This window comes from Bradyrhizobium sp. 41S5, from assembly GCF_011516665.3.
Classification (GTDB): Bacteria; Pseudomonadota; Alphaproteobacteria; order Rhizobiales; family Xanthobacteraceae; genus Bradyrhizobium; species Bradyrhizobium quebecense.
Map to the genome: position 1 here is coordinate 881,533 of NZ_CP083721.1, position 16,586 is coordinate 898,118.

The following is a 16,586-nucleotide window of genomic DNA, read 5'->3' on the forward strand; positions in this document are numbered from 1 at the left end:
AGATGTCCGGGATCATCACCAAGCTCACCATCGACGGATTGCGCGACAGCTTCCAGAATGTCGGCTATCGCGTCGAAACGCTGACCGATCCGGTCGCCAACACGACCTATCTGCGCTCGGCGACGGCGGGGCTCGGCTTCGAGATCCGTCCAGGAAACCAGATCGTCGGCGAGGAGCAGAGTTTTGTCGACGCCACGCTGGTCACCACGCTTCAGGTGCAGGGCGAGCTGCCGCTCGACCTCGTCAATCGCTGGAACACGACGCGGCGGTTCGGGCGGCTGCAGTTCAGCCAGCCATTCCTGATGTTCTGCCTCGATGTCTCCGTGGCCGGCGGCGTGGCGCCGAACTTTGTGCGGGCGCAGATCGAGGTCTGGGACCGGCTGGTTCAGGAGCTGATCGCCTATCTGCGCGAGGAGCTGCCGAAGATCGCCGCCCGCAATGGCGCGGCGGCTGGCCCGCAGCCGGGTGCGCCGACCCAGCAGCCGGCGCATGAGCACGCCGCGGAAGCGGGGGCAGTTCCCACCATCCAGTAGGCCGCGCGCACGGCTAGCATCAGGGCCGCAATCGATCCATGAATGACGGTGCCTCAACAATGAAGGAGGGCAGCAGCCGATGGCGGAAGTTGCTTGATCCTGCTCGTCACCGGGGCAGCCGCCTCGCAGCCGGCGGTCTTGTGCTCGCGCTTTGTCTTGTCCAGCCCGCCCATGCCGAGGGAGAGAGGCCGGCGTCGTCATTCAGCACGCGCTTTGCCGCTGTCGAGTCGGCGGACCCTTCAGCCGACGCCACGGCGAAGCCGCCGGCCGAGGCGACGGCGAAGCCGGCCGCGCCTGCCAAAGATGCGGCGAAGGACGCCGGCGGGAAGACACTCCTGCCTCCGTCCGTGGGCCAGCCCGCGGTGTCGGACGCGCGCATGCGCTATCGCGCGCTGATCGAGAAGGAGGCGGCGGGAAGCGGGCTCGCGCCCGAGATCGCCGAGGCGGTGATGGGCGTGGAGAGCGGCTACAATCCCGACGTGATCGGCGGCGTCGGCGAAATCGGGCTCATGCAGCTGCTACCGTCGACCGCGCGCATGCTCGGCTTTTCCGGCTCGCTTGCCGAACTCGCGATTCCCGAAAACAACATTCACTTGGGCGTCATGTATCTTGCGCAGGCATGGCGCCTTGCCGGCGGCGACCTGTGCACCGCGGTTATGAAGTACCGCGCCGGTCATGGCGAGACTCGCTTCTCCTATCTGTCGGTGAATTATTGCGTGGCGGTGCGCGCCCGGCTGTTTGCCCGCGGCTTTCGGGTGATCGGCACCGTACCGGTCGCGACCTTCGGCGAACCGGGCCGTGCCGGCGGCGGTGGCGGCGGATGTGGCCGCAAATGCCTCGGCGGTGGCGGACGCAGCGGGCGCGTCGATCTCGTCGCGCTCAACACGCGGCTCAACGCGCTTGTGATCCAGGCCCGGGGAGGGAAATAGCAAGGCTGTGCCGCCCGAATTCATATCGCTACCTTGATATCCTCGCTTGATATCTGTCCTTGATATCCGCCCTTGGCTTCCTATCGTTTGAAACAATTCTGGTTCTGCAAGGAGCAGTACCGATGAAAGTGATCATGTTGGCGATCGCCGTTGCCGGATTGTCGGCGATGCAGGCGCAGGCGCAGACGCAGCAGCACACACCGCTGCCGGAAATTGTCGTCGGCACACCGCCGCCGGCGCTCAACCTTAACCGCGACACCAGTGGCGGCATCGGCCGGGCTGCGGCAAGAGGTAGCGGCGCCGGCGCGCCCGCCGAGCGCTGCGGCGATGCGGCCTCGCTTGGCTGCATCAACGAGCGGTTGAAGAAGCAGGTCGATCAGGTCAATCCGCCCGTCACCAACACGCCGCCGATCGACGCGAAATCGCAGGACCTCAAGGTGGGCGTGGTCAACGTCCCGGCGGTGCAGCAGCAATATGGCCGCAACTTCGGGGTCTCGGCGTTTCCCTATCGCCCGCCGGCACCCGTTTACAGCCATCGATAACGTCAGCGAAGACACCGTCCGTTTCGCACAGATCGTGACGCCGTCACATTTCTGACGATGGGCATATGGAAAATAGAGAGAGCAACGGTTTGCTGATTCCATGCGAAAATCTGACGTGACGTGCCCCCATTGCCAGGCCGGCTATCGCCGGATCGAATTGACGTCGAAGGGCGGCATCGCCGGCGAGTTTCGATGCCTGGTGTGTGACCAGTTGATCGAGCTGATGGACGGTTCGACCGACGTCGCCTTTCGGCTGACCGTGCAGCCGGGCAAGACGTCCTACGCGTATTAGATCCTTTTCCGCTCCGGATGGATCGGAGCGGGGCTCGAGATTCTTGTTTGCTGCTGGCCACACGTCCTGGGGGGCCCTTATTCCGCCCGCGGCAGGCTGCCATGGCCGGCTTCGGCGGTTGTCCGCGACAGCATGCCGAGGGCCACGATCGCGGCGGCAAAGCCGGCGGCGGCGCCGACGCCGAGTGCCCAGCGCGGGCCGAGGTGATCGGCGACCCAGCCGACGATCGGTGCGCCGATCGGCGTGCCGCCCAGCGCCACGCCGAGCCGCAGCGCCATCACCCGTCCGCGCATCGCAGGCTCGGTCGAGAGCTGCATCAGCGCGTTCGAGGTGTTGGTGACGGTCAGCGCGGCGACGCCGATCACGACGAGCGCGGCGGCGAACAGCCAATAGCTCGGCGCCAGTGCGGCGAGCGTGCAGCCGAGGCCAAAGATCGCAGAGCCCAGCATCAGGGAAGAGAATCGTGGCTGGTCGCGGCTCGCGGCGAGCAGCGCGCCCGACATCGTGCCGAGCGCCATCACCGAGGACAGCAGCCCGAAGCCGCGCGCATCGGTGTGGAACACGCCGACCGCCATGGTGGAGATGAAGATCGGAAAGTTCAGTCCGAAGGTCCCGATCAGGAATAGCATGATCAGCGTCGCCCGCAGATCGGGGCGGGACCACACGTAGTGGAAGCCCTGCATGACGCTGCCCTTGGTCGGATGGGCGCGCGCGTTCGGACGCAGCTCGGAGGTGCGCAGCAGGGTCAGCGAGGTCAGCACCGCCAGGAACGATGCGCCGTTGAACAGGAACGCCCAGCCGGTGCCGACGGAGGCGATGATGAGGCCGGCGACGGCAGGGCCGATCATGCGCGCGGCATTGAACGAGGTCGAATTCAGCGCGATCGCGTTCGACAGGTTCGTGTCGCTGACCAGCTCGGCCACGAAGGTCTGGCGCACCGGCGCGTCGAGCGCTGCCGCGCAGCCGAACAGGAATGCGAACACATAGACGTGCCAGAGCTGCACCAGTCCGGTGACGGTGAGAAGTCCGAGGACCAGCGCGAGCGCGCCCATCGTCGCTTGGGTCGCCATCAGCAGCTTGCGCTGGTTGAAATGATCGGCGGCAAAGCCGCTCCACGGCATCAGCAATAGCTGCGGGCCGAATTGCAACGCCATCACGATGCCGACGGCGGATGCGCTATGCTGCGTCAGCTGGGTGAGGACGAGCCAGTCCTGGGCGGCGCGCTGCATCCAGGTGCCGATGTTGGACACCAGCGCGCCGGCCGCCCAGACACGGTAATTGAAGCTTGTGAGCGATCGAAAGACGCGTCTCATGGTCTCTGTGGTTCATTTCCGCCGTGAAACCGTCCGAACCGCCGCGCCAGCAACAGGCCGATCAGCAGGCCGCCGAGACCGAGCGCTGCGGCGTCGCTTGTCGTTCTCAAGCCGAAGTCGCCGACGCGGCAGACCAGGAGATATCCGACGGCGAGGTTGAAGAAGCCCCACACGATGTTGACGGTTGATGACGACAGGCCCTCGCCGGGCGGCTTCGCGAACGGGCTCTGGAACGGTTCGCCCATCATGCCGGCGACGACGTGGGGGATCGCGTTGGTGAGGAAGGCGCCGCCGAAGAAGTAGGCGACGAGGTCAAGCCAGTTCATGCGCATTGGTCCTTTCAAGCAGATCGATGATCGCCTGCGTCGAGCCGGTTTCGCCGAGCCGCGGGAACACCTGTTCGATGCTGTAGTCATGTGCGTTCGGCCGCGCATCGGTCATGGCGTCGATCGCAAGCGTGACGTTGAAGCCGGCCTCATAGGCCTGCCGTGCCGTGGATTCGACGCCGGTGCCGGTCGCAACGCCGGCGACCACGACCTGCGTGACGCCGCGGGCGCGCAGCTGCTTCTCAATATCGGTGCTGGCGAACGCACCCCACGTTCGCTTGGTCACGACGATGTCGCCCGGCTGCCGGTCGAGCTCCGGAATCAGATCGGTCCAGCCGTCGGGAAGTTGTCCGCTGTGGCGCGGCCGCTCGGTTCGTCCGGGTGCCGTGCCGTCGACATTGACCAGCGCGATCGGCAGTCCATGCCGTCGAAACGCATTGACGAGGGCGCAGGCGCGAACCACGACGTCTCCGAACGGATGCACGAACGGTGCGCCGACGAGCCCTGATTGCAGATCGACGACAATGAGGGCGGTGATCGGATCGAGCGTCGTGAGAGCCATGATCGCTTCCTGTTTCCACAATTGCGCGGCGCGGCCGGCATCAATCCGCGACCAGCCGCTTCAGCAGGCCGACGGCGGCGGCGAGTTCATCCTGCTCCCGTGCCGATAGCCGCGTGGCGATGGTGCGCGACAGCCAGTCCTGCCGCGCGGCGCGGCCGGTGCGCAGCCGCTCGCGGCAGGTATCGGTGAGCGACATGATGGTTTGCCGGCCGTCGTCCGGATCGGGCGCGCCGCGCACCAGACCCGCGGCCTCGAGCGCTGATATCGCGGAGCTCATCGACTGCGGACGCATCCCTTCCGACCGGGCCAGGCTGGACACGGTCGCGGGGCCGTCCCTTTCGAGGCGCAGCAGGACCGCGACCTGGGACGGCGGAAGATCCTCACGCTGCCCCTGCTCACGCAGCCGGCGCTTCAGCGTTCCAATCAACAAACGAAGATCCTCGGCGAGCGCCGATGTGCGCGCTGATCCGTTAGGGGCCGCTGAATTGTTCATGCCGGTCACGCTGCCATGTATGAAGGTAAACTGTAAAGATTGTCTTCGCAGATTACCTTCATATTCCCGTGATCGTCAGCGCGTGGCAGAGCATTGTTGGACGATGTTTCAAACTCTGAACCGCAGCTGAACTCGGTTCTGGTGCGCATCACATTGGATTTGGTTGCCATGTTGCGCGCGTTTGTCGATGACTGCGCCGGCGCTCACGACGCGGCGTCTCGTTCCCGCGGTGGTTCGCGGAGTTCTTTGGAATGAAGTTTGATGTTCGTTTAACGGCGATTGGCGTATCGATCGTCCTTGCTTGCCTCGCGCAGCCGGCGGCGGCCCGGACATGCGAGGCTCCACCGGCGCTGACATCGGTCGATCCGCCCGGCTTCTACCGGGATGCAGGCGGTTACGCGGAAGCCATCAAGCCGCTGCATGCGTTCATTGCGCATGTCAACAAGGCCGCCGATGAACGCGATCTGGATTGCGTCATGGACTTGCTCGCAGGCTGGGCCAGGGCAAGTGCGCTGCTGACGATCGGCGCGAATTATCAGGGCGATTTCGAGCGCTCCTGGGCCGGGACCGATTTCGCGCTCGCGTTGCTGCGCTTCCCCAACGCGTCGACCAAGGCCGATCATCGTTTCCAGCAGATCAAGCCGTGGCTGATCCGGATTGCCGAGGAAACCCGCGATGCCGATCGCATCGACCACCTTGGCAACAATCTGGTCTATTGGGCCGGGCTCGATCTGATGTCGATCGGCACCCTGACGGATCGCGGTGATCTGGTCGATGCCGGCATTTCCCGGGCGCGCCAGGGCATCAGGGACATCGGCGCCCACGGCGAATTGGAACGTGAGTTGAAGCGTGGCGAGCGCGCACTGCACTACCACAACTTTGCGCTGATTCCGCTGGTGTTCTGCGCCGAACTCGCAAGCCGCCGGAAGGTCGACCTCTATGCTGAGAACAACGGAGCGATCCGTCGGCTCGCCGACCTGATCGTTCGCGCGGTGCAGGACGAGCGCAGCTTCGGCGCTCTCACCAACGTTCCGCAGCAGCTTTTCCCCTGGACGTTCCAGGGAGACCTTGCCTGGATGGAGCCGTATTACGCCCGGTTTCACGATCCGCGCCTGCCGGCAATTCTCAGCTCGAGAAGGCCTTTGAATAATCCGAGGCTTGGTGGCAACGTGACGGCGACCTGGGGCGCGCCCCTGCCGGGCTAGGTTCGGTCGGAGGTGCGCCGTACCCCAATGACGCGTGCTATTCGCTCTCGCTGACCGCCGGCGCCGCGTACATGTCCCGTGCGCGCTTGGTCACCGCCGCATAGCGCGCGGTCGCGCTGAGGGTCATCAGGCCGGCGCGCACCAGTCCCAGGATGGCGCGGCGTGAATGGAACGGGCCGGTCTTGCTCGCGGCATATCCGCGCGGGTAGAGCTGCAGGCGGCCGGCGAGCGCTTCCTGCAACGCCACCTTCTGGGTCGCGCTCAGGCGCCGGCGCCGCGCAGGTTTTTCCGCTTCCGCCAACATGAGCTCGATACCCAACGATTTCCGTGGCGCGGTCTTCATTGTCAGCTCACACTCCGGCCGACTGGCGTGACCTTCCGCGAGGCGCGGCGCCCGGCCGGCATCGCCATGGACGCCGGCATGTGGCACATCATGGCTTGCGCTGTTGCTCATTCGTAAGACAGAACCGCATTTCGAGCGGCGGCGGCATCTGACGAAAGTCAGGATCAGTTATGACGAAAGTCATATTCGTTTACGGCCGCTGCCGGCTTACGCCAGAGTGGGCTGCTCGCTGAGTTGATGGGCAACGCATGATCGATTTGAGCGTGGATTTGCTTGCGGCCGCAGGAGCCGACGTCATCGGTCTCGCCGTCATCGGTGCCGACCGAAGCATGCAGCGGAAGATCGGGCGGCTGGTCGAATGGCTTCCCGCGATCGGCGTCGATTGTTGTGAATGCATGCTGCTGGTCGGCATGGAGGCCGAGCTGGCGGCGCTTGCCGCAGGCCAGCGGGACATGATCGCACTGGCCGGTGTCCGCGGTGCCTCGCCTGACATCGCGCAGCCGATGACGGCGGTCGTGCTGTGGAACGGCGCGCAGTCGCATTACTTCGTCATCGCCATGCCGGACTTCGCGGGGCGTCAGGTCGAAACGCTGCTCGGCAGCGAGCGCCGGGCCCGCCGCCTGATGGAGCAGCAGCTCGAGGCGGCGAGCGCGGAAGTGCGTTTTGCCTCGCTGGCGCGGACGCGGCTGCGGCTGGCGCGCGACCTGCACGATACGCTGGTGCATTCGATCGTGGCGCTGCTGACCCAGATCAGGCTGATCAGGCATTATCGGTCGGCCGACCCGGCGCGCGTTGCGGACAGCCTTGCAACAGCCGAAGACGCAGCCGCGAGCGGCCTCTCGCGTGCCCGCGAGGCCATCGATCGCCTGCGCACGCCCGACGATTTGAAGCTTGATCCCGATGTCGAGGGACTGCTCAGCGACTTCGCCGCGCGCAGCGGCGTCAGGGTGTCGATCCAGATCGACGAAGAGGCGCGTCCCGGCTTGCGCGATTGCGGCTTGACGGTTCAACGCATCCTCAGCGAGGCATTGCGCAATGTTCAGGCGCATGCGCAGGCGCGCCGAGTCTCCTTTCACGCCTTCGAAGCGCCGGCCGCGGTCGGTCGCAAGCTCGTTGTCGAGATCCGCGACGACGGTCGCGGCTTCGATCTCGCGGTGCCTACTCCCGGACATTTCGGATTGATCGGGATGGCCGAATTTGCTGAACTCGTCGGCGGAAGCTGCGCGGTGGAGAGCGCGCCCGGACAGGGAACGCTGGTCCGGATATCGCTCCCCGTGGCGGTGCCGCCGGCAGCGTCTGCCGGCCTGCTGGCCGATTGATGTCGTTGCCGCCAATTCAAGACCTTCGAGAGGATGACTGAAGCCCGTGAGCAGAATTGAGAAGGTGCGGGTGCTGATCGCCGAGGATCAGACCCTGATCAGGGAAGGTATCGCCACACTGCTTGCCCAGCAGAACGACGATTTCGAGATCCTTCCCGGTGCGTCCGACGGCGAGCAGGCCATCGAATTCGCGCGGCGCTATCGGCCGGACGTCATCCTGATGGACCTGCAGATGCCGCGTGTCGACGGCATCGCGGCGACCCAGCGGATCCTGCGCGAGCTGCCGCAGACCCATATCGTCGTGCTGACGACGTTCGAGACCAACGATCTGATCTTCGAGGCGGTCAGCGCGGGCGCCAAGGCGTATCTCCTCAAGGACGCCAGGATGGAGGAGATCGCATCGACCATCCGCGCGGTGATCAACGGCCAGTCCGGGCTTTCGCCCAGCGTCGCCGCCCGCATCCTCGACGAGTTCAAGCGGCTGCGCGGCCCGCGCGTCTCGGCGAAACTGCCGGTCCGCGACGGGCTGACGGCGCGGGAAAATGAAATTCTCACGCTGATCGTCGAGGGCAAGAGCAACACCGAGATCGGCGAGCGGCTGCATTTGGCCGAGGGCACGGTGAAGAACTATGTCAGCACCATCCTGGAGAAATGCCAGGTCAAGAACCGTACAGAACTGGCAATAAAGGCAATAACTTACTAGAAATAATTGCCCCCAATCACGCACCACGCGGTTGATCGGGCTGAGATTGCTCGCGTTTCTCTGGGCCGCGCCGACAAAATTGGCTATAGGATTGTTCCGGATTTGCTTTTTGACACGGCAGGTCCGGACTACGCGGCTTTGACTAAACAGGGAATGACCATGAAGGGTATCGAGCGCCAGACCAAGGATACGGATGGACTGGCAAACGCGGCGGCCGGCAACGGCGCGGATGCCGCGGCGCATGGCATGGCGGCGATCGATCAGGTCCGCGATCTCCTGTTCGGCGGCGCGCAACGCTCGATTGAGACCAATCTCTCGGGTCTGCGCGAGGAGATGCAGGCATCGCTGAAGCAGATGCAGGCGGACTTCAACAACGAGCTCACCGCGCTGCAGGCGCGGCTCTCCGACCTCGAACGCGATACCGAGCAGAAGCGCCTCGACTCGCTGAAGGATGTCGGTGCGGCCATCACCCAGCTCGGCGCTGCGATCAGCGGATTGGGATCCGGCCGCACGGGCAAATAGTATGGCAGCCGCTGCCGGCAAGAACCGCGAGATCGAGCAGCTCAAGACATTGCTGTTTCAGCCCGAAGCGACGCGTCTGACGTCGCTGGAGGCCGACCTCGACTCGCTGCAGCGCTATGTCGGCAACGCCGATCGCCTGGAGACGGCCACCGCCGGCATTCTGGTCGAGGCGCTGGAGCGCGCCGAAGTCAACCGGCCGCGCGAACTCGCCACCGCGATTGCGCCGGTCGTGGTCTCCGCGATCCGCAGCGAGATCAAGAATTCGCGCGAGCAGATGATCGAGGCGCTCTATCCGATCGTCGGCCGGCTGGTCAGCGCCGCGGTCGCGAACGCGTTCCGGGAACTGGTTGCCTCGCTCGAGCAGCGCATCAATGCGCTGACCTCGGCGCAATTGTGGGTCGGGCGGGTCAAGTCGCTGGTGACGGGACGTCCGATCAGCGAGTTCGTGCTCGCCGACAGTCCGCCGCAGATCAACCGGCTCCTGATCATCGAACGCGGCAATGGCCGCCTGATCGCCGACTGGAAGCGCGAGGCGACCGTAGACGAGCGCGCCGACCTGCTCAGCGCCATGGTTGCGGCGATCCTCGAATTCTCCGTGCAGGCGCTGGCCGGCGAAGGCAATCTGCAGACGCTCGATTTCGGCGGACGGCAGCTCGCGCTGCGCGCCTCGCCCCGCTTCATCCTGGCGGCGGAGTGCCTGGGACCGCTACGCCCCGCCGACAATGCCAGGATCAATTCGCTGTTCTTCGATGCGATCGAGCGCATCGACCGCGGCGCGGATTGTGATGCGCCGATGCTCGCCTCGCTCGCAACCGCGATCGAGACCGACGACACGCCGCGGCGGATCGCGAGCCGGCGCGGCAAGGTGATCCTGTTTGCCGTGCTCGCCGCTGTAGCCGCGCTATTGCTCTATTTTGCCGCGACCACGGTGACGCGCGCTCTTTTGGAGCGGCGGACCCATGCCGCACTGGAGCAGCTCGCCGCGAAGCAGCCCTTGCTCGTCACCTTCCCGCTGCGGCTCGACTTCGATCACGGCAGCCGAAGTGTGGCCGTCTCGGGCATCGAGCCGAGCCGGTTGGAAACCGCGCCGTTGATCGACGCGCTCGCTGCGGCCGCGGCACCCTACAAGGTGGTCGACCGCATCGGACTGGTGTCCACGCCGGAGCAGGCGGCGGCATCGCAGGCCGGCATTGCAGGCCTGCAGCAGAGCCTGACGCGCCTGCAGGCGAGCCTCGACCAGACGCTCGAGGCGATGGGCGCGCAGGCGAAGTCGGGCGACCAGAGATATGCCGCGCTGACCGCGCAATATGACAAGCTCGGCGAGCAGTACGCGAGGTTGAGCGAGCAAGCTGCGAAGCTGCAATCCGTGGCCGACGGTCCGGCGGCGCGGCTCGACCGCTTCATCGCCTCGACCGCGATCTTCTTCGTCAACAATTCAGACGAATTCCTCGACAACGACCAGGCCGAGCAGCAGCTGCGCGAGCTCGCCGGGCTGCTGACGAATAATGATCTCAGGCTGCGGATCGTCGGCTACGCCGATCAGAGCGGCACCGAAGGCACCAACAAGACGCTGGGGCGCAAGCGGGCGGAGCAGGTGCAGCGCAAGCTGACCGCGCTTGGGGTCGATCCGTCGCGGCTGATTTTGGTTTCGCGCGCTGCGACGATGCCGATCACCGACCGGCTCGACGCGACCGTCGGCGGCAACCGCCGCGTGGCGTTCGAGACGGTCTACCGAGGCGAAGTGGCCCGCTGATGCTCACCGCAAAAGTCATGCTGCTCGGCGATATGGGGGTCGGCAAGACGTCGATCCTCTATCGGCTGATCTACAACCGGTTCGAGGGCCAGTATAAATCCACGCTGGGCGTCGAGATTCTGAGCCATGACGTGGTGCCGGCGGACGGCAGCGATCCGATGCGCCTCGTGCTGTGGGACACCGACGGCGATTTCGGTACGCAGATTTTCGACACCGTCTATGTCACCGGTGCATCCGCTGCCATCATCGTGTCCGATGTCACGCGGCCGCAGACCGTGACCCGCATGGTCGAGCTGGTCCGCGGTTTCGAGGAGCGATTCCCGGGCCGGCCCTACCGGGCACTGCTCAACAAGATCGACTTGCCGGAGGCCGCCGGCAGCGCCGGCGCGATCGCCGGGCTCGCCAAGTCGAGCGTCAAACCGGTCAGCGCCAAGACCGGCGTCGGCATTGCCGAAAGCTTCGTCGAGCTGGCCCAGACCATTCGCCGCCGTCAGCTCTAGATTGTTGTTTTGACGCGTTTTCTTCACGCGAACTGGTGTCCACTTCGCTCGAAAACGCTCTAGTTCACATAACTCCGCACACGTTTGTGTCAGCCGCCCCGACTTCTCGGGGCTGGCGAATCGGGCCGGGACGGCTGACTTCATCGCACGTGGGGCGTACGATGAAACGCGCTCGACGTGCGGTGCAGGACCGCACGATTCTCTCTCCAACTGCACCACGCCGTCCCACACTCCGATAGTGACGATGGTCATCTTCCGCTCGGTCAATGGCCTGCCTATCGTTCACTCGTCACTGGAACCAGTCACGGGACCAACGGTGTCCCGGGCGCACGGAGTGAGAGATCATGAGCATTTTTGGAAGCATCATGGGTGCAATCTTCGGCCACGGCGCCCAGGCCAAAACCGTTGATACGACAGCGACGGCAGCACCCGGTGCCGCACCGGCATCGACGTCGACGTCTGCATCTGCATCGCCGGCAGCCGGCACATCAGCGGCGCAGACGGTCGACGTCGCGGCGATCGTCGACAAGGCGGCGGCTGCCACCGGCGAGAAGCTCGACTGGCGCACCTCGATCGTCGACCTGATGAAGGCGCTCGGCCTCGACAGCAGCCTTGCTGCGCGCAAGGAACTCGCCAAGGAGCTGCACTACACCGGCGATACCAACAACACCGCCACCATGAATGTCTGGCTGCATCAGCAGGTGATGGCCAAGCTCGCCGCCAATGGCGGCAAGCTGCCGGCCGACATCAAGACCTGATCACCGTCTTGAGCCGTGCGCGGCGTTCGCGTCGCGCTCGGTTCCGAACGATGCGTACCGCGTGAGGAGCAGTTGCGATGACCTCATCTCATCTTGCCGTCCTGAACAGGTTGCGGACCGGCGTCGTTGCCGCTTCGATCGGCGCGGGACTCGGCCTTGCGGCAATGGCGCTGGGCATCACCGTCGCCCGCGCCGACAACGCCGGCGACGAGCCGCAGCCGGTGCACGCGAATGCCAGTGTGCAGCGCGCCGCGCAGACCCTGCCGCCGGCGCGGGTCATCCTGCCGGCGCCATGGGCGCAGGCCGCACCCGCGCAGCCGGTCGCAACGTCAGCGAAGCCGTCGGACCACAAATAATTTCGCACCTTCGTTGCGGCCGGCAATCCACGCATTGCGTGACGGTCGCGGCGAGTGGCCCGCACACCGCCCGGCTCTGGAGCCTCACCATGCCAGAACAGGTCAAGCTGCCCCGAAAATTGTCGCAAGAGCCCAGCGCTCCGCCGTCGTTGCGGCCGAGCCACCGGCGGATCATCGAGGAGCTCGATCGCTGGGCCAACAGCCCCGGCCTGCAGCCGCCGAGTGACGGAGAACAGCAAGCCGCCGACAAGCGCCCGCGCAAGTGAGCGTGCCGCTTCATGGACCCGCATCGCCGAGGATGCGGGCCCAGTGGGGCCGTCTTCAATCAGTTGAACGGCACGCGCGCCCTGGCCGAGAACGTCCAGATCCGGGCCGTGCCGCCGAGCCCGCCATACTCCGCGCCGAGACCGAGCATCATGCCGCCCGCGAGCCTGGCGTTCAGCCCGCCGGTGACGCGAGCTGACCAGCCCTCCAGCACCAGCGTCGGATTGACCGGGATGCCGCTCACGGCCAGTGCCGCGGCATCGTCCCTGCTGAAATAGTAGTCGCCATAAACGCCGAGATAGGGCGAGAGCACCGCGGCGTCGGTCGTTGCCAGCGGATAGCTCAGCTTGACGCCGCCGGATGCGCGGCCGGTGACAAAGTCACGCGCCGTCTGCAGCGTGCCGAGCGTGTCGACATAGGCGTTCTCATGCTCCCACAGAGTGTAGAGGCGCGCGGACGGCTCGATCAGCAGGTTGCTCATCTTGTAGCTGGCAGTGAGCCCGGTCGCGAACATCCAGCGGTCGCCGTTGAAACTGCCCTGCGCCGTTCCGGCCACGCCATTGTAGCCGATCTGGGAGAAGGTCACGGCGGCGTCGTAGCGCAGCGTCGGCGTGATCATCCAGCCGAGATAGGTCCCTGCGGTCCAGCCGTCGCCGGTGAGCTTTCCGTTGATGTCCTGGGCCGTGTAGTTGAACGTCTCATAGCCGGCGACCGCGCCGACCAGGAGGTTCGGCATCGCCCGGTAGGTCAGTCCCATCAGGGCATTGAGCTGGTTGCCGTAGATCGACGAACCTGTTGTCCCGATGCCCGGCGAGGTCGGCGACGACGAGCGGTCGATGCCGCTGCCCCTGACATCGATCCAGAACAGCCAGTCGCGCGGTTCACGATTGATCGTCGTTTGGGTTTTGGGCGCCGCCTTGGTCGGCCTCTGCCGATCGATCGCCGCAAAGGCATTGTCGATTCGCGAATTGCCGCCGCTGCGCGCGCCCGAATTGCGATCCGAGGCGTAGGCACCACGATTCTCCGTGTCCGTCTGCGCCACGCCGTTCTCCGGATCGGCTGCAAAGTTGAAGCGCATGCCGGCGCCGCTCGGCGTCATGAAGCTGCCGCCTTCGCTGAACCCTTCCGAGATCGCGTTGTCGATCGCGCCCGAGATTGCCTGCCCGGAGTTCTGCGCCACCAGCTTGGTGATGTCGATCTGCAATGCACGCAGCTTCACGCTGTCGGCCGGGACGTTCACGCTCTGCGCCAGCGCCGGCGAGGTGTTGGCGTTGAAGGCGCCGCTGCCGGCATAGCTCGCCGTGATGATATGGCTGCCGATCTTGAGGGTCGAGATCGAGAAGCTCGCGGTGCCTGCGGCGAGCGTCGCGGTCCCGATCGGCGATCCATTGTCGCTGAAGGTCACTGTGCCGGTCGGCGTTCCTGCTAAGGCGGTGACGTTTGCCGTGAAGGTCACCGATTGGCCAAAACTGCTCGGATTCTGCGACGAGGTCAGCGCGGTCTGGGTCGTCGTTGCGGCTGCGAAGGTGAAGCGGTCCGCCGCTGATGTCGCTGATGTCCCGACTGCCGTCGTCACCGTGATATCCACCGCGCCGCTGCCTGCAGGCGAGATCGCGGTGATCGACGTTGCCGAATTGACCGTGAAGCTTGCCGCATTGGTCGCGCCGAACTTCACCGCTGTTGCGCCGGTCAGGTTGGTGCCGGTGATGTTGACCGTCGTCCCGCCGCTGGTCGGGCCTGCGGTCGGCAAGATCGACGTTACCATCGGCGCGGACGCGATATAGGTGTATTGATCCACGGGAGACGTTGATGATGTCCCTGACGGGTTGGTCACGGTGACATCGACCGTGCCGGTCCCTGCCGGCGCGACTGCGGTGATCCGCTCGCTCGAGTTGACGACAAAGCTCGTTGCGTTGACGGCGCCGAAGCGCACCGCGGTGGCAGTGCTGAAGCTGCCGCCCGAGATGATGACCGTGGTGCCGCCCGCGGCGGGACCTGATGTCGGGGAGATCGAGGCCACCGCCGGTGTTTGCGCGCTGGCCGCGGCGACCGAGCCGAACAACGCGGCGGCGATCAGGACGAGGCAGCGTCCGGCGCGTTGCGCGATCGCCGTCGACGGCAGTCCGTTGCGATGTTCGGACGCAAGACGCGAGGTGACGAAGCGGAAACGAGTCCGCGCAAAGTTTGCAATCGGGAACAAAGGCAACCCCCGTCGCGCCGGCCTGCAGCAGGCGGCGCACATCCCAAAAAATACGGGTTTGTTGTAGTACGCGGCTCGCGGAGCACGTCGCGGAATCTCCGCGCGCATCTGCTTTTGGTGACGCGCCGTTGCCGGGCCGCTACGTCATTGCACAATTTGAGAAGGAAGTAGCGCGCGAGGTTGCCGCGATCAGGCGATCAATCGGCGGATCATTCTCATTCAGCGCGTGCAAGGTGGGCGATCCATTAAGCATGCGCGTTGATCGCTGGTCGAGGCGTGACGGTTGCTGCCGGAGCGGCGGCTACGGCCGCCGCGCCGTTGCGATCAGTGCGGTCGAGGGAATCGCGAAGGTGTCTCCGACCCGCCCTCGCTCGATCTCGCTCCGGAATGCGCGCGCAACGGCGGCGCTCTGCTCTGGATCGAGCCCGCTCCAATGCGGCATGAACTCGAACAGTTTGTCGACGTCGGCAGGATTGGCGACGTTGAGCTTGAAGTCGTGGGTGATCTCGGCGACGATAGGATCGCAGAAGCCGGCCGCGACGACCGCCGCACTGAGGCGGCCGGGATCGGCGAGTTCGGCGAGGCCCGTGCACGGCATCGGCGTGACGTTATCGGGATAGAGTCGCCGGATGATCTGCGAGAGCAGGAGATACACGGCGGCGCCGTCGGCGCTCTTCCAGACCGCAATCGCCGCCGATCCGCCCGGGTGCGTCACCCGCGCCATCTCACGTAGTCCGGCGCGCCAATCCGGAAACAGCATCACGCCGAAAACGGACACCGCTGCATCGAAGGCCGCATCCGGCAAATCGAGCGCCTGCCCGTCCATCTGTCGCGCCGCGATATTCGCCACATCATGCGCGCGGACCCGTGCCACCATGCCGGCCGAGAAGTCGATCGCGGTGACGTCGGCGCCCCTGCGCGCGGCCGCAAGCGCCGCGGCACCCGTACCGGTGGCGACGTCGAGCACCTTCGATGACGGGCCGATCGGGAGCATCGCGACCGCGGCCTCGGCGAAGTGTGTCGTGAACGGCTGGGACTGCGCCTCGTAGGTCGCGACCATCTTGTCCCAGTGCGCGGGATCGTTGAACGGAAGGCGGCTCGCCTGTTCACTTTGCTGCATGAATCTGGTCCTCGAGGCTTTGCTTGTGTTTGGCAAGCCGGCGCTTGAAATCCTTCGCGAGCGCGTCGAGCGTCACCGCGCCGAGCCGCTTCAGGAAGATCGCCTCGACCTCGCGAAACGTGCCTGACAGCGCGTCGTTGACGGCCTGTTCGACCAGGCAGCCGGGATTTTCCGAGCGATGGCCGATCGCGACGATCGTGGGTGCGCCGACCGCGCGATAGATGTCGGCGAGCGTGATGTCGGCGGCATCGCGCGCGAGCGTCCAGCCGCCGCCATGGCCCTTCTCGGAGCGGACCAGTCCTTGCTCGCGCAGGCCGGCCATCACGCGGCGGACGACCACCGGGTTGGTGGCCATCGCGTGTGCAAGTTGCTCCGACGTGACCGGTTCGCCCGCTCCGATCATGTGGAGCAGGCCATGCAGGACACCGGATAGACGGCTATCGCGTATCATGTAACTTCATATGTTACATGATAGGTCAGGCGTCAAGAGGGGCGATGGCGGGCGTCATCGCTCCTGGTCGCCCTTCCACCTCCCCTTGAAAAGGGGAGGTCG

The 16,586-nt window shown here is 65.5% G+C and carries 21 protein-coding genes; 13 read left to right on the plus strand and 8 right to left on the minus strand.

Annotated features, from left to right (window positions below):
- Nucleotides 1-2 precede the first annotated feature (2 nt).
- The 4 genes from HAP47_RS04220 (at nucleotide 3) to HAP47_RS04235 (ending at nucleotide 2,296) form a co-directional block, all read left to right on the plus strand.
- Complete coding sequence (locus HAP47_RS04220) at nucleotides 3-533, plus strand: YbjN domain-containing protein (RefSeq protein ID WP_173639312.1); 531 nt, start codon at nucleotides 3-5, stop codon at nucleotides 531-533.
- A gap of 89 nt (nucleotides 534-622) precedes the next feature.
- On the plus strand, nucleotides 623-1,462 hold the full coding sequence (locus HAP47_RS04225) for a lytic transglycosylase domain-containing protein (protein ID WP_231168746.1): 840 nt from the start codon (nucleotides 623-625) through the stop codon (nucleotides 1,460-1,462).
- A gap of 122 nt (nucleotides 1,463-1,584) precedes the next feature.
- Nucleotides 1,585-2,004 (plus strand): hypothetical protein, encoded by a 420-nt coding sequence (locus HAP47_RS04230; RefSeq protein WP_231168747.1) that lies wholly within the window; start codon nucleotides 1,585-1,587, stop codon nucleotides 2,002-2,004.
- Nucleotides 2,005-2,119: 115 nt separating this feature from the next.
- The gene (locus HAP47_RS04235) at nucleotides 2,120-2,296 is read left to right on the plus strand and encodes a hypothetical protein (RefSeq protein WP_224924689.1); all 177 of its coding nucleotides are present in this window, start codon (nucleotides 2,120-2,122) and stop codon (nucleotides 2,294-2,296) included.
- Nucleotides 2,297-2,373: 77 nt separating this feature from the next.
- Here HAP47_RS04235 and HAP47_RS04240 read toward each other — a convergent pair whose 3' ends face one another.
- The 4 genes from HAP47_RS04240 to HAP47_RS04255 are packed head-to-tail and all read right to left on the minus strand — an operon-like array spanning nucleotide 2,374 to nucleotide 4,990.
- On the minus strand, nucleotides 2,374-3,609 hold the full coding sequence (locus HAP47_RS04240; protein ID WP_173639310.1) for an MFS transporter: 1,236 nt from the start codon (nucleotides 3,607-3,609) through the stop codon (nucleotides 2,374-2,376).
- A complete protein-coding gene (locus HAP47_RS04245; protein WP_173639309.1) occupies nucleotides 3,606-3,935 on the minus strand; it encodes a hypothetical protein in 330 nt (109 codons plus the stop codon). Before HAP47_RS04245 ends, HAP47_RS04240 begins: the two co-directional genes overlap by 4 nt.
- A complete protein-coding gene (locus HAP47_RS04250) occupies nucleotides 3,922-4,497 on the minus strand; it encodes an isochorismatase family protein (RefSeq protein WP_173639308.1) in 576 nt (191 codons plus the stop codon). The genes HAP47_RS04245 and HAP47_RS04250 overlap by 14 nt, the downstream gene beginning before the upstream one ends.
- 40 nt (nucleotides 4,498-4,537) lie before the next feature.
- Entirely contained in the window at nucleotides 4,538-4,990 is a 453-nt protein-coding gene (locus HAP47_RS04255; RefSeq protein WP_173639307.1) for a MarR family winged helix-turn-helix transcriptional regulator, read from the minus strand.
- Nucleotides 4,991-5,241: 251 nt separating this feature from the next.
- Between HAP47_RS04255 and HAP47_RS04260 the strand changes: the two genes are divergently transcribed.
- Nucleotides 5,242-6,195: an alginate lyase family protein gene (locus tag HAP47_RS04260; RefSeq protein WP_173639306.1), complete on the plus strand. Its 954-nt coding sequence runs from the start codon at nucleotides 5,242-5,244 to the stop codon at nucleotides 6,193-6,195.
- Between the two features lie 37 nt (nucleotides 6,196-6,232).
- On the opposite strand, the gene HAP47_RS04265 is transcribed toward HAP47_RS04260, so the two are convergent.
- Entirely contained in the window at nucleotides 6,233-6,538 is a 306-nt protein-coding gene (locus HAP47_RS04265; RefSeq protein WP_231168748.1) for a hypothetical protein, read from the minus strand.
- A gap of 248 nt (nucleotides 6,539-6,786) precedes the next feature.
- Here HAP47_RS04265 and HAP47_RS04270 point away from each other — a divergent pair, with 248 nt between their 5' ends.
- From HAP47_RS04270 to HAP47_RS04305, 8 genes are all read left to right on the plus strand, one after another.
- On the plus strand, nucleotides 6,787-7,857 hold the full coding sequence (locus tag HAP47_RS04270) for a sensor histidine kinase (RefSeq protein ID WP_173639304.1): 1,071 nt from the start codon (nucleotides 6,787-6,789) through the stop codon (nucleotides 7,855-7,857).
- Nucleotides 7,858-7,903: 46 nt separating this feature from the next.
- Complete coding sequence (locus HAP47_RS04275) at nucleotides 7,904-8,560, plus strand: response regulator transcription factor (RefSeq protein WP_050406118.1); 657 nt, start codon at nucleotides 7,904-7,906, stop codon at nucleotides 8,558-8,560.
- Between the two features lie 159 nt (nucleotides 8,561-8,719).
- On the plus strand, nucleotides 8,720-9,082 hold the full coding sequence (locus HAP47_RS04280; RefSeq protein WP_231168749.1) for a hypothetical protein: 363 nt from the start codon (nucleotides 8,720-8,722) through the stop codon (nucleotides 9,080-9,082).
- Nucleotide 9,083: 1 nt separating this feature from the next.
- Nucleotides 9,084-10,835: an OmpA family protein gene (locus tag HAP47_RS04285; protein ID WP_173639302.1), complete on the plus strand. Its 1,752-nt coding sequence runs from the start codon at nucleotides 9,084-9,086 to the stop codon at nucleotides 10,833-10,835.
- On the plus strand, nucleotides 10,835-11,335 hold the full coding sequence (locus HAP47_RS04290; protein ID WP_173639301.1) for a GTP-binding protein: 501 nt from the start codon (nucleotides 10,835-10,837) through the stop codon (nucleotides 11,333-11,335). Before HAP47_RS04285 ends, HAP47_RS04290 begins: the two co-directional genes overlap by 1 nt.
- A 344-nt stretch (nucleotides 11,336-11,679) precedes the next feature.
- The gene (locus HAP47_RS04295) at nucleotides 11,680-12,093 is read left to right on the plus strand and encodes a DUF3597 domain-containing protein (RefSeq protein WP_173639300.1); all 414 of its coding nucleotides are present in this window, start codon (nucleotides 11,680-11,682) and stop codon (nucleotides 12,091-12,093) included.
- Nucleotides 12,094-12,170: 77 nt separating this feature from the next.
- The gene (locus HAP47_RS04300; RefSeq protein WP_173639299.1) at nucleotides 12,171-12,449 is read left to right on the plus strand and encodes a hypothetical protein; all 279 of its coding nucleotides are present in this window, start codon (nucleotides 12,171-12,173) and stop codon (nucleotides 12,447-12,449) included.
- Between the two features lie 89 nt (nucleotides 12,450-12,538).
- Nucleotides 12,539-12,715, plus strand: a complete 177-nt coding sequence (locus HAP47_RS04305) for a hypothetical protein (RefSeq protein ID WP_173639298.1) — start codon at nucleotides 12,539-12,541, stop codon at nucleotides 12,713-12,715.
- A 59-nt stretch (nucleotides 12,716-12,774) separates the two neighbouring features.
- On the opposite strand, the gene HAP47_RS04310 is transcribed toward HAP47_RS04305, so the two are convergent.
- The 3 genes from HAP47_RS04310 to HAP47_RS04320 all read right to left on the minus strand — a co-directional run bounded on the left by HAP47_RS04310 (nucleotide 12,775) and on the right by HAP47_RS04320 (nucleotide 16,484).
- A complete protein-coding gene (locus HAP47_RS04310; RefSeq protein WP_231168750.1) occupies nucleotides 12,775-14,913 on the minus strand; it encodes an Ig-like domain repeat protein in 2,139 nt (712 codons plus the stop codon).
- Between the two features lie 301 nt (nucleotides 14,914-15,214).
- On the minus strand, nucleotides 15,215-16,033 hold the full coding sequence (locus HAP47_RS04315) for a class I SAM-dependent methyltransferase (RefSeq protein ID WP_231168751.1): 819 nt from the start codon (nucleotides 16,031-16,033) through the stop codon (nucleotides 15,215-15,217).
- On the minus strand, nucleotides 16,020-16,484 hold the full coding sequence (locus HAP47_RS04320; RefSeq protein WP_173639296.1) for an Rrf2 family transcriptional regulator: 465 nt from the start codon (nucleotides 16,482-16,484) through the stop codon (nucleotides 16,020-16,022). Before HAP47_RS04320 ends, HAP47_RS04315 begins: the two co-directional genes overlap by 14 nt.
- Between the last annotated feature and the right edge of the window lie 102 nt (nucleotides 16,485-16,586).

What these genes read in the sequence shown, in the direction of transcription:
- HAP47_RS04285 (WP_173639302.1), top strand. Translation starts at nt 9,084, where the DNA reads ATGGCAGCCGCTGCCGGCAAGAACCGCGAGATCGAGCAGCTCAAGACA.
- HAP47_RS04240 (WP_173639310.1), bottom strand. Translation starts at nt 3,609, where the DNA reads ATGAGACGCGTCTTTCGATCGCTCACAAGCTTCAATTACCGTGTCTGG.
- HAP47_RS04220 (WP_173639312.1), top strand. Translation starts at nt 3, where the DNA reads ATGTCCGGGATCATCACCAAGCTCACCATCGACGGATTGCGCGACAGC.
- HAP47_RS04315 (WP_231168751.1), bottom strand. Translation starts at nt 16,033, where the DNA reads ATGCAGCAAAGTGAACAGGCGAGCCGCCTTCCGTTCAACGATCCCGCG.
- HAP47_RS04245 (WP_173639309.1), bottom strand. Translation starts at nt 3,935, where the DNA reads ATGAACTGGCTTGACCTCGTCGCCTACTTCTTCGGCGGCGCCTTCCTC.
- HAP47_RS04290 (WP_173639301.1), top strand. Translation starts at nt 10,835, where the DNA reads ATGCTCACCGCAAAAGTCATGCTGCTCGGCGATATGGGGGTCGGCAAG.
- HAP47_RS04280 (WP_231168749.1), top strand. Translation starts at nt 8,720, where the DNA reads ATGAAGGGTATCGAGCGCCAGACCAAGGATACGGATGGACTGGCAAAC.
- HAP47_RS04265 (WP_231168748.1), bottom strand. Translation starts at nt 6,538, where the DNA reads ATGAAGACCGCGCCACGGAAATCGTTGGGTATCGAGCTCATGTTGGCG.
- HAP47_RS04295 (WP_173639300.1), top strand. Translation starts at nt 11,680, where the DNA reads ATGAGCATTTTTGGAAGCATCATGGGTGCAATCTTCGGCCACGGCGCC.
- HAP47_RS04255 (WP_173639307.1), bottom strand. Translation starts at nt 4,990, where the DNA reads ATGAACAATTCAGCGGCCCCTAACGGATCAGCGCGCACATCGGCGCTC.
- HAP47_RS04305 (WP_173639298.1), top strand. Translation starts at nt 12,539, where the DNA reads ATGCCAGAACAGGTCAAGCTGCCCCGAAAATTGTCGCAAGAGCCCAGC.
- HAP47_RS04320 (WP_173639296.1), bottom strand. Translation starts at nt 16,484, where the DNA reads ATGATACGCGATAGCCGTCTATCCGGTGTCCTGCATGGCCTGCTCCAC.
- HAP47_RS04250 (WP_173639308.1), bottom strand. Translation starts at nt 4,497, where the DNA reads ATGGCTCTCACGACGCTCGATCCGATCACCGCCCTCATTGTCGTCGAT.
- HAP47_RS04270 (WP_173639304.1), top strand. Translation starts at nt 6,787, where the DNA reads ATGATCGATTTGAGCGTGGATTTGCTTGCGGCCGCAGGAGCCGACGTC.
- HAP47_RS04260 (WP_173639306.1), top strand. Translation starts at nt 5,242, where the DNA reads ATGAAGTTTGATGTTCGTTTAACGGCGATTGGCGTATCGATCGTCCTT.
- HAP47_RS04300 (WP_173639299.1), top strand. Translation starts at nt 12,171, where the DNA reads ATGACCTCATCTCATCTTGCCGTCCTGAACAGGTTGCGGACCGGCGTC.
- HAP47_RS04230 (WP_231168747.1), top strand. Translation starts at nt 1,585, where the DNA reads ATGAAAGTGATCATGTTGGCGATCGCCGTTGCCGGATTGTCGGCGATG.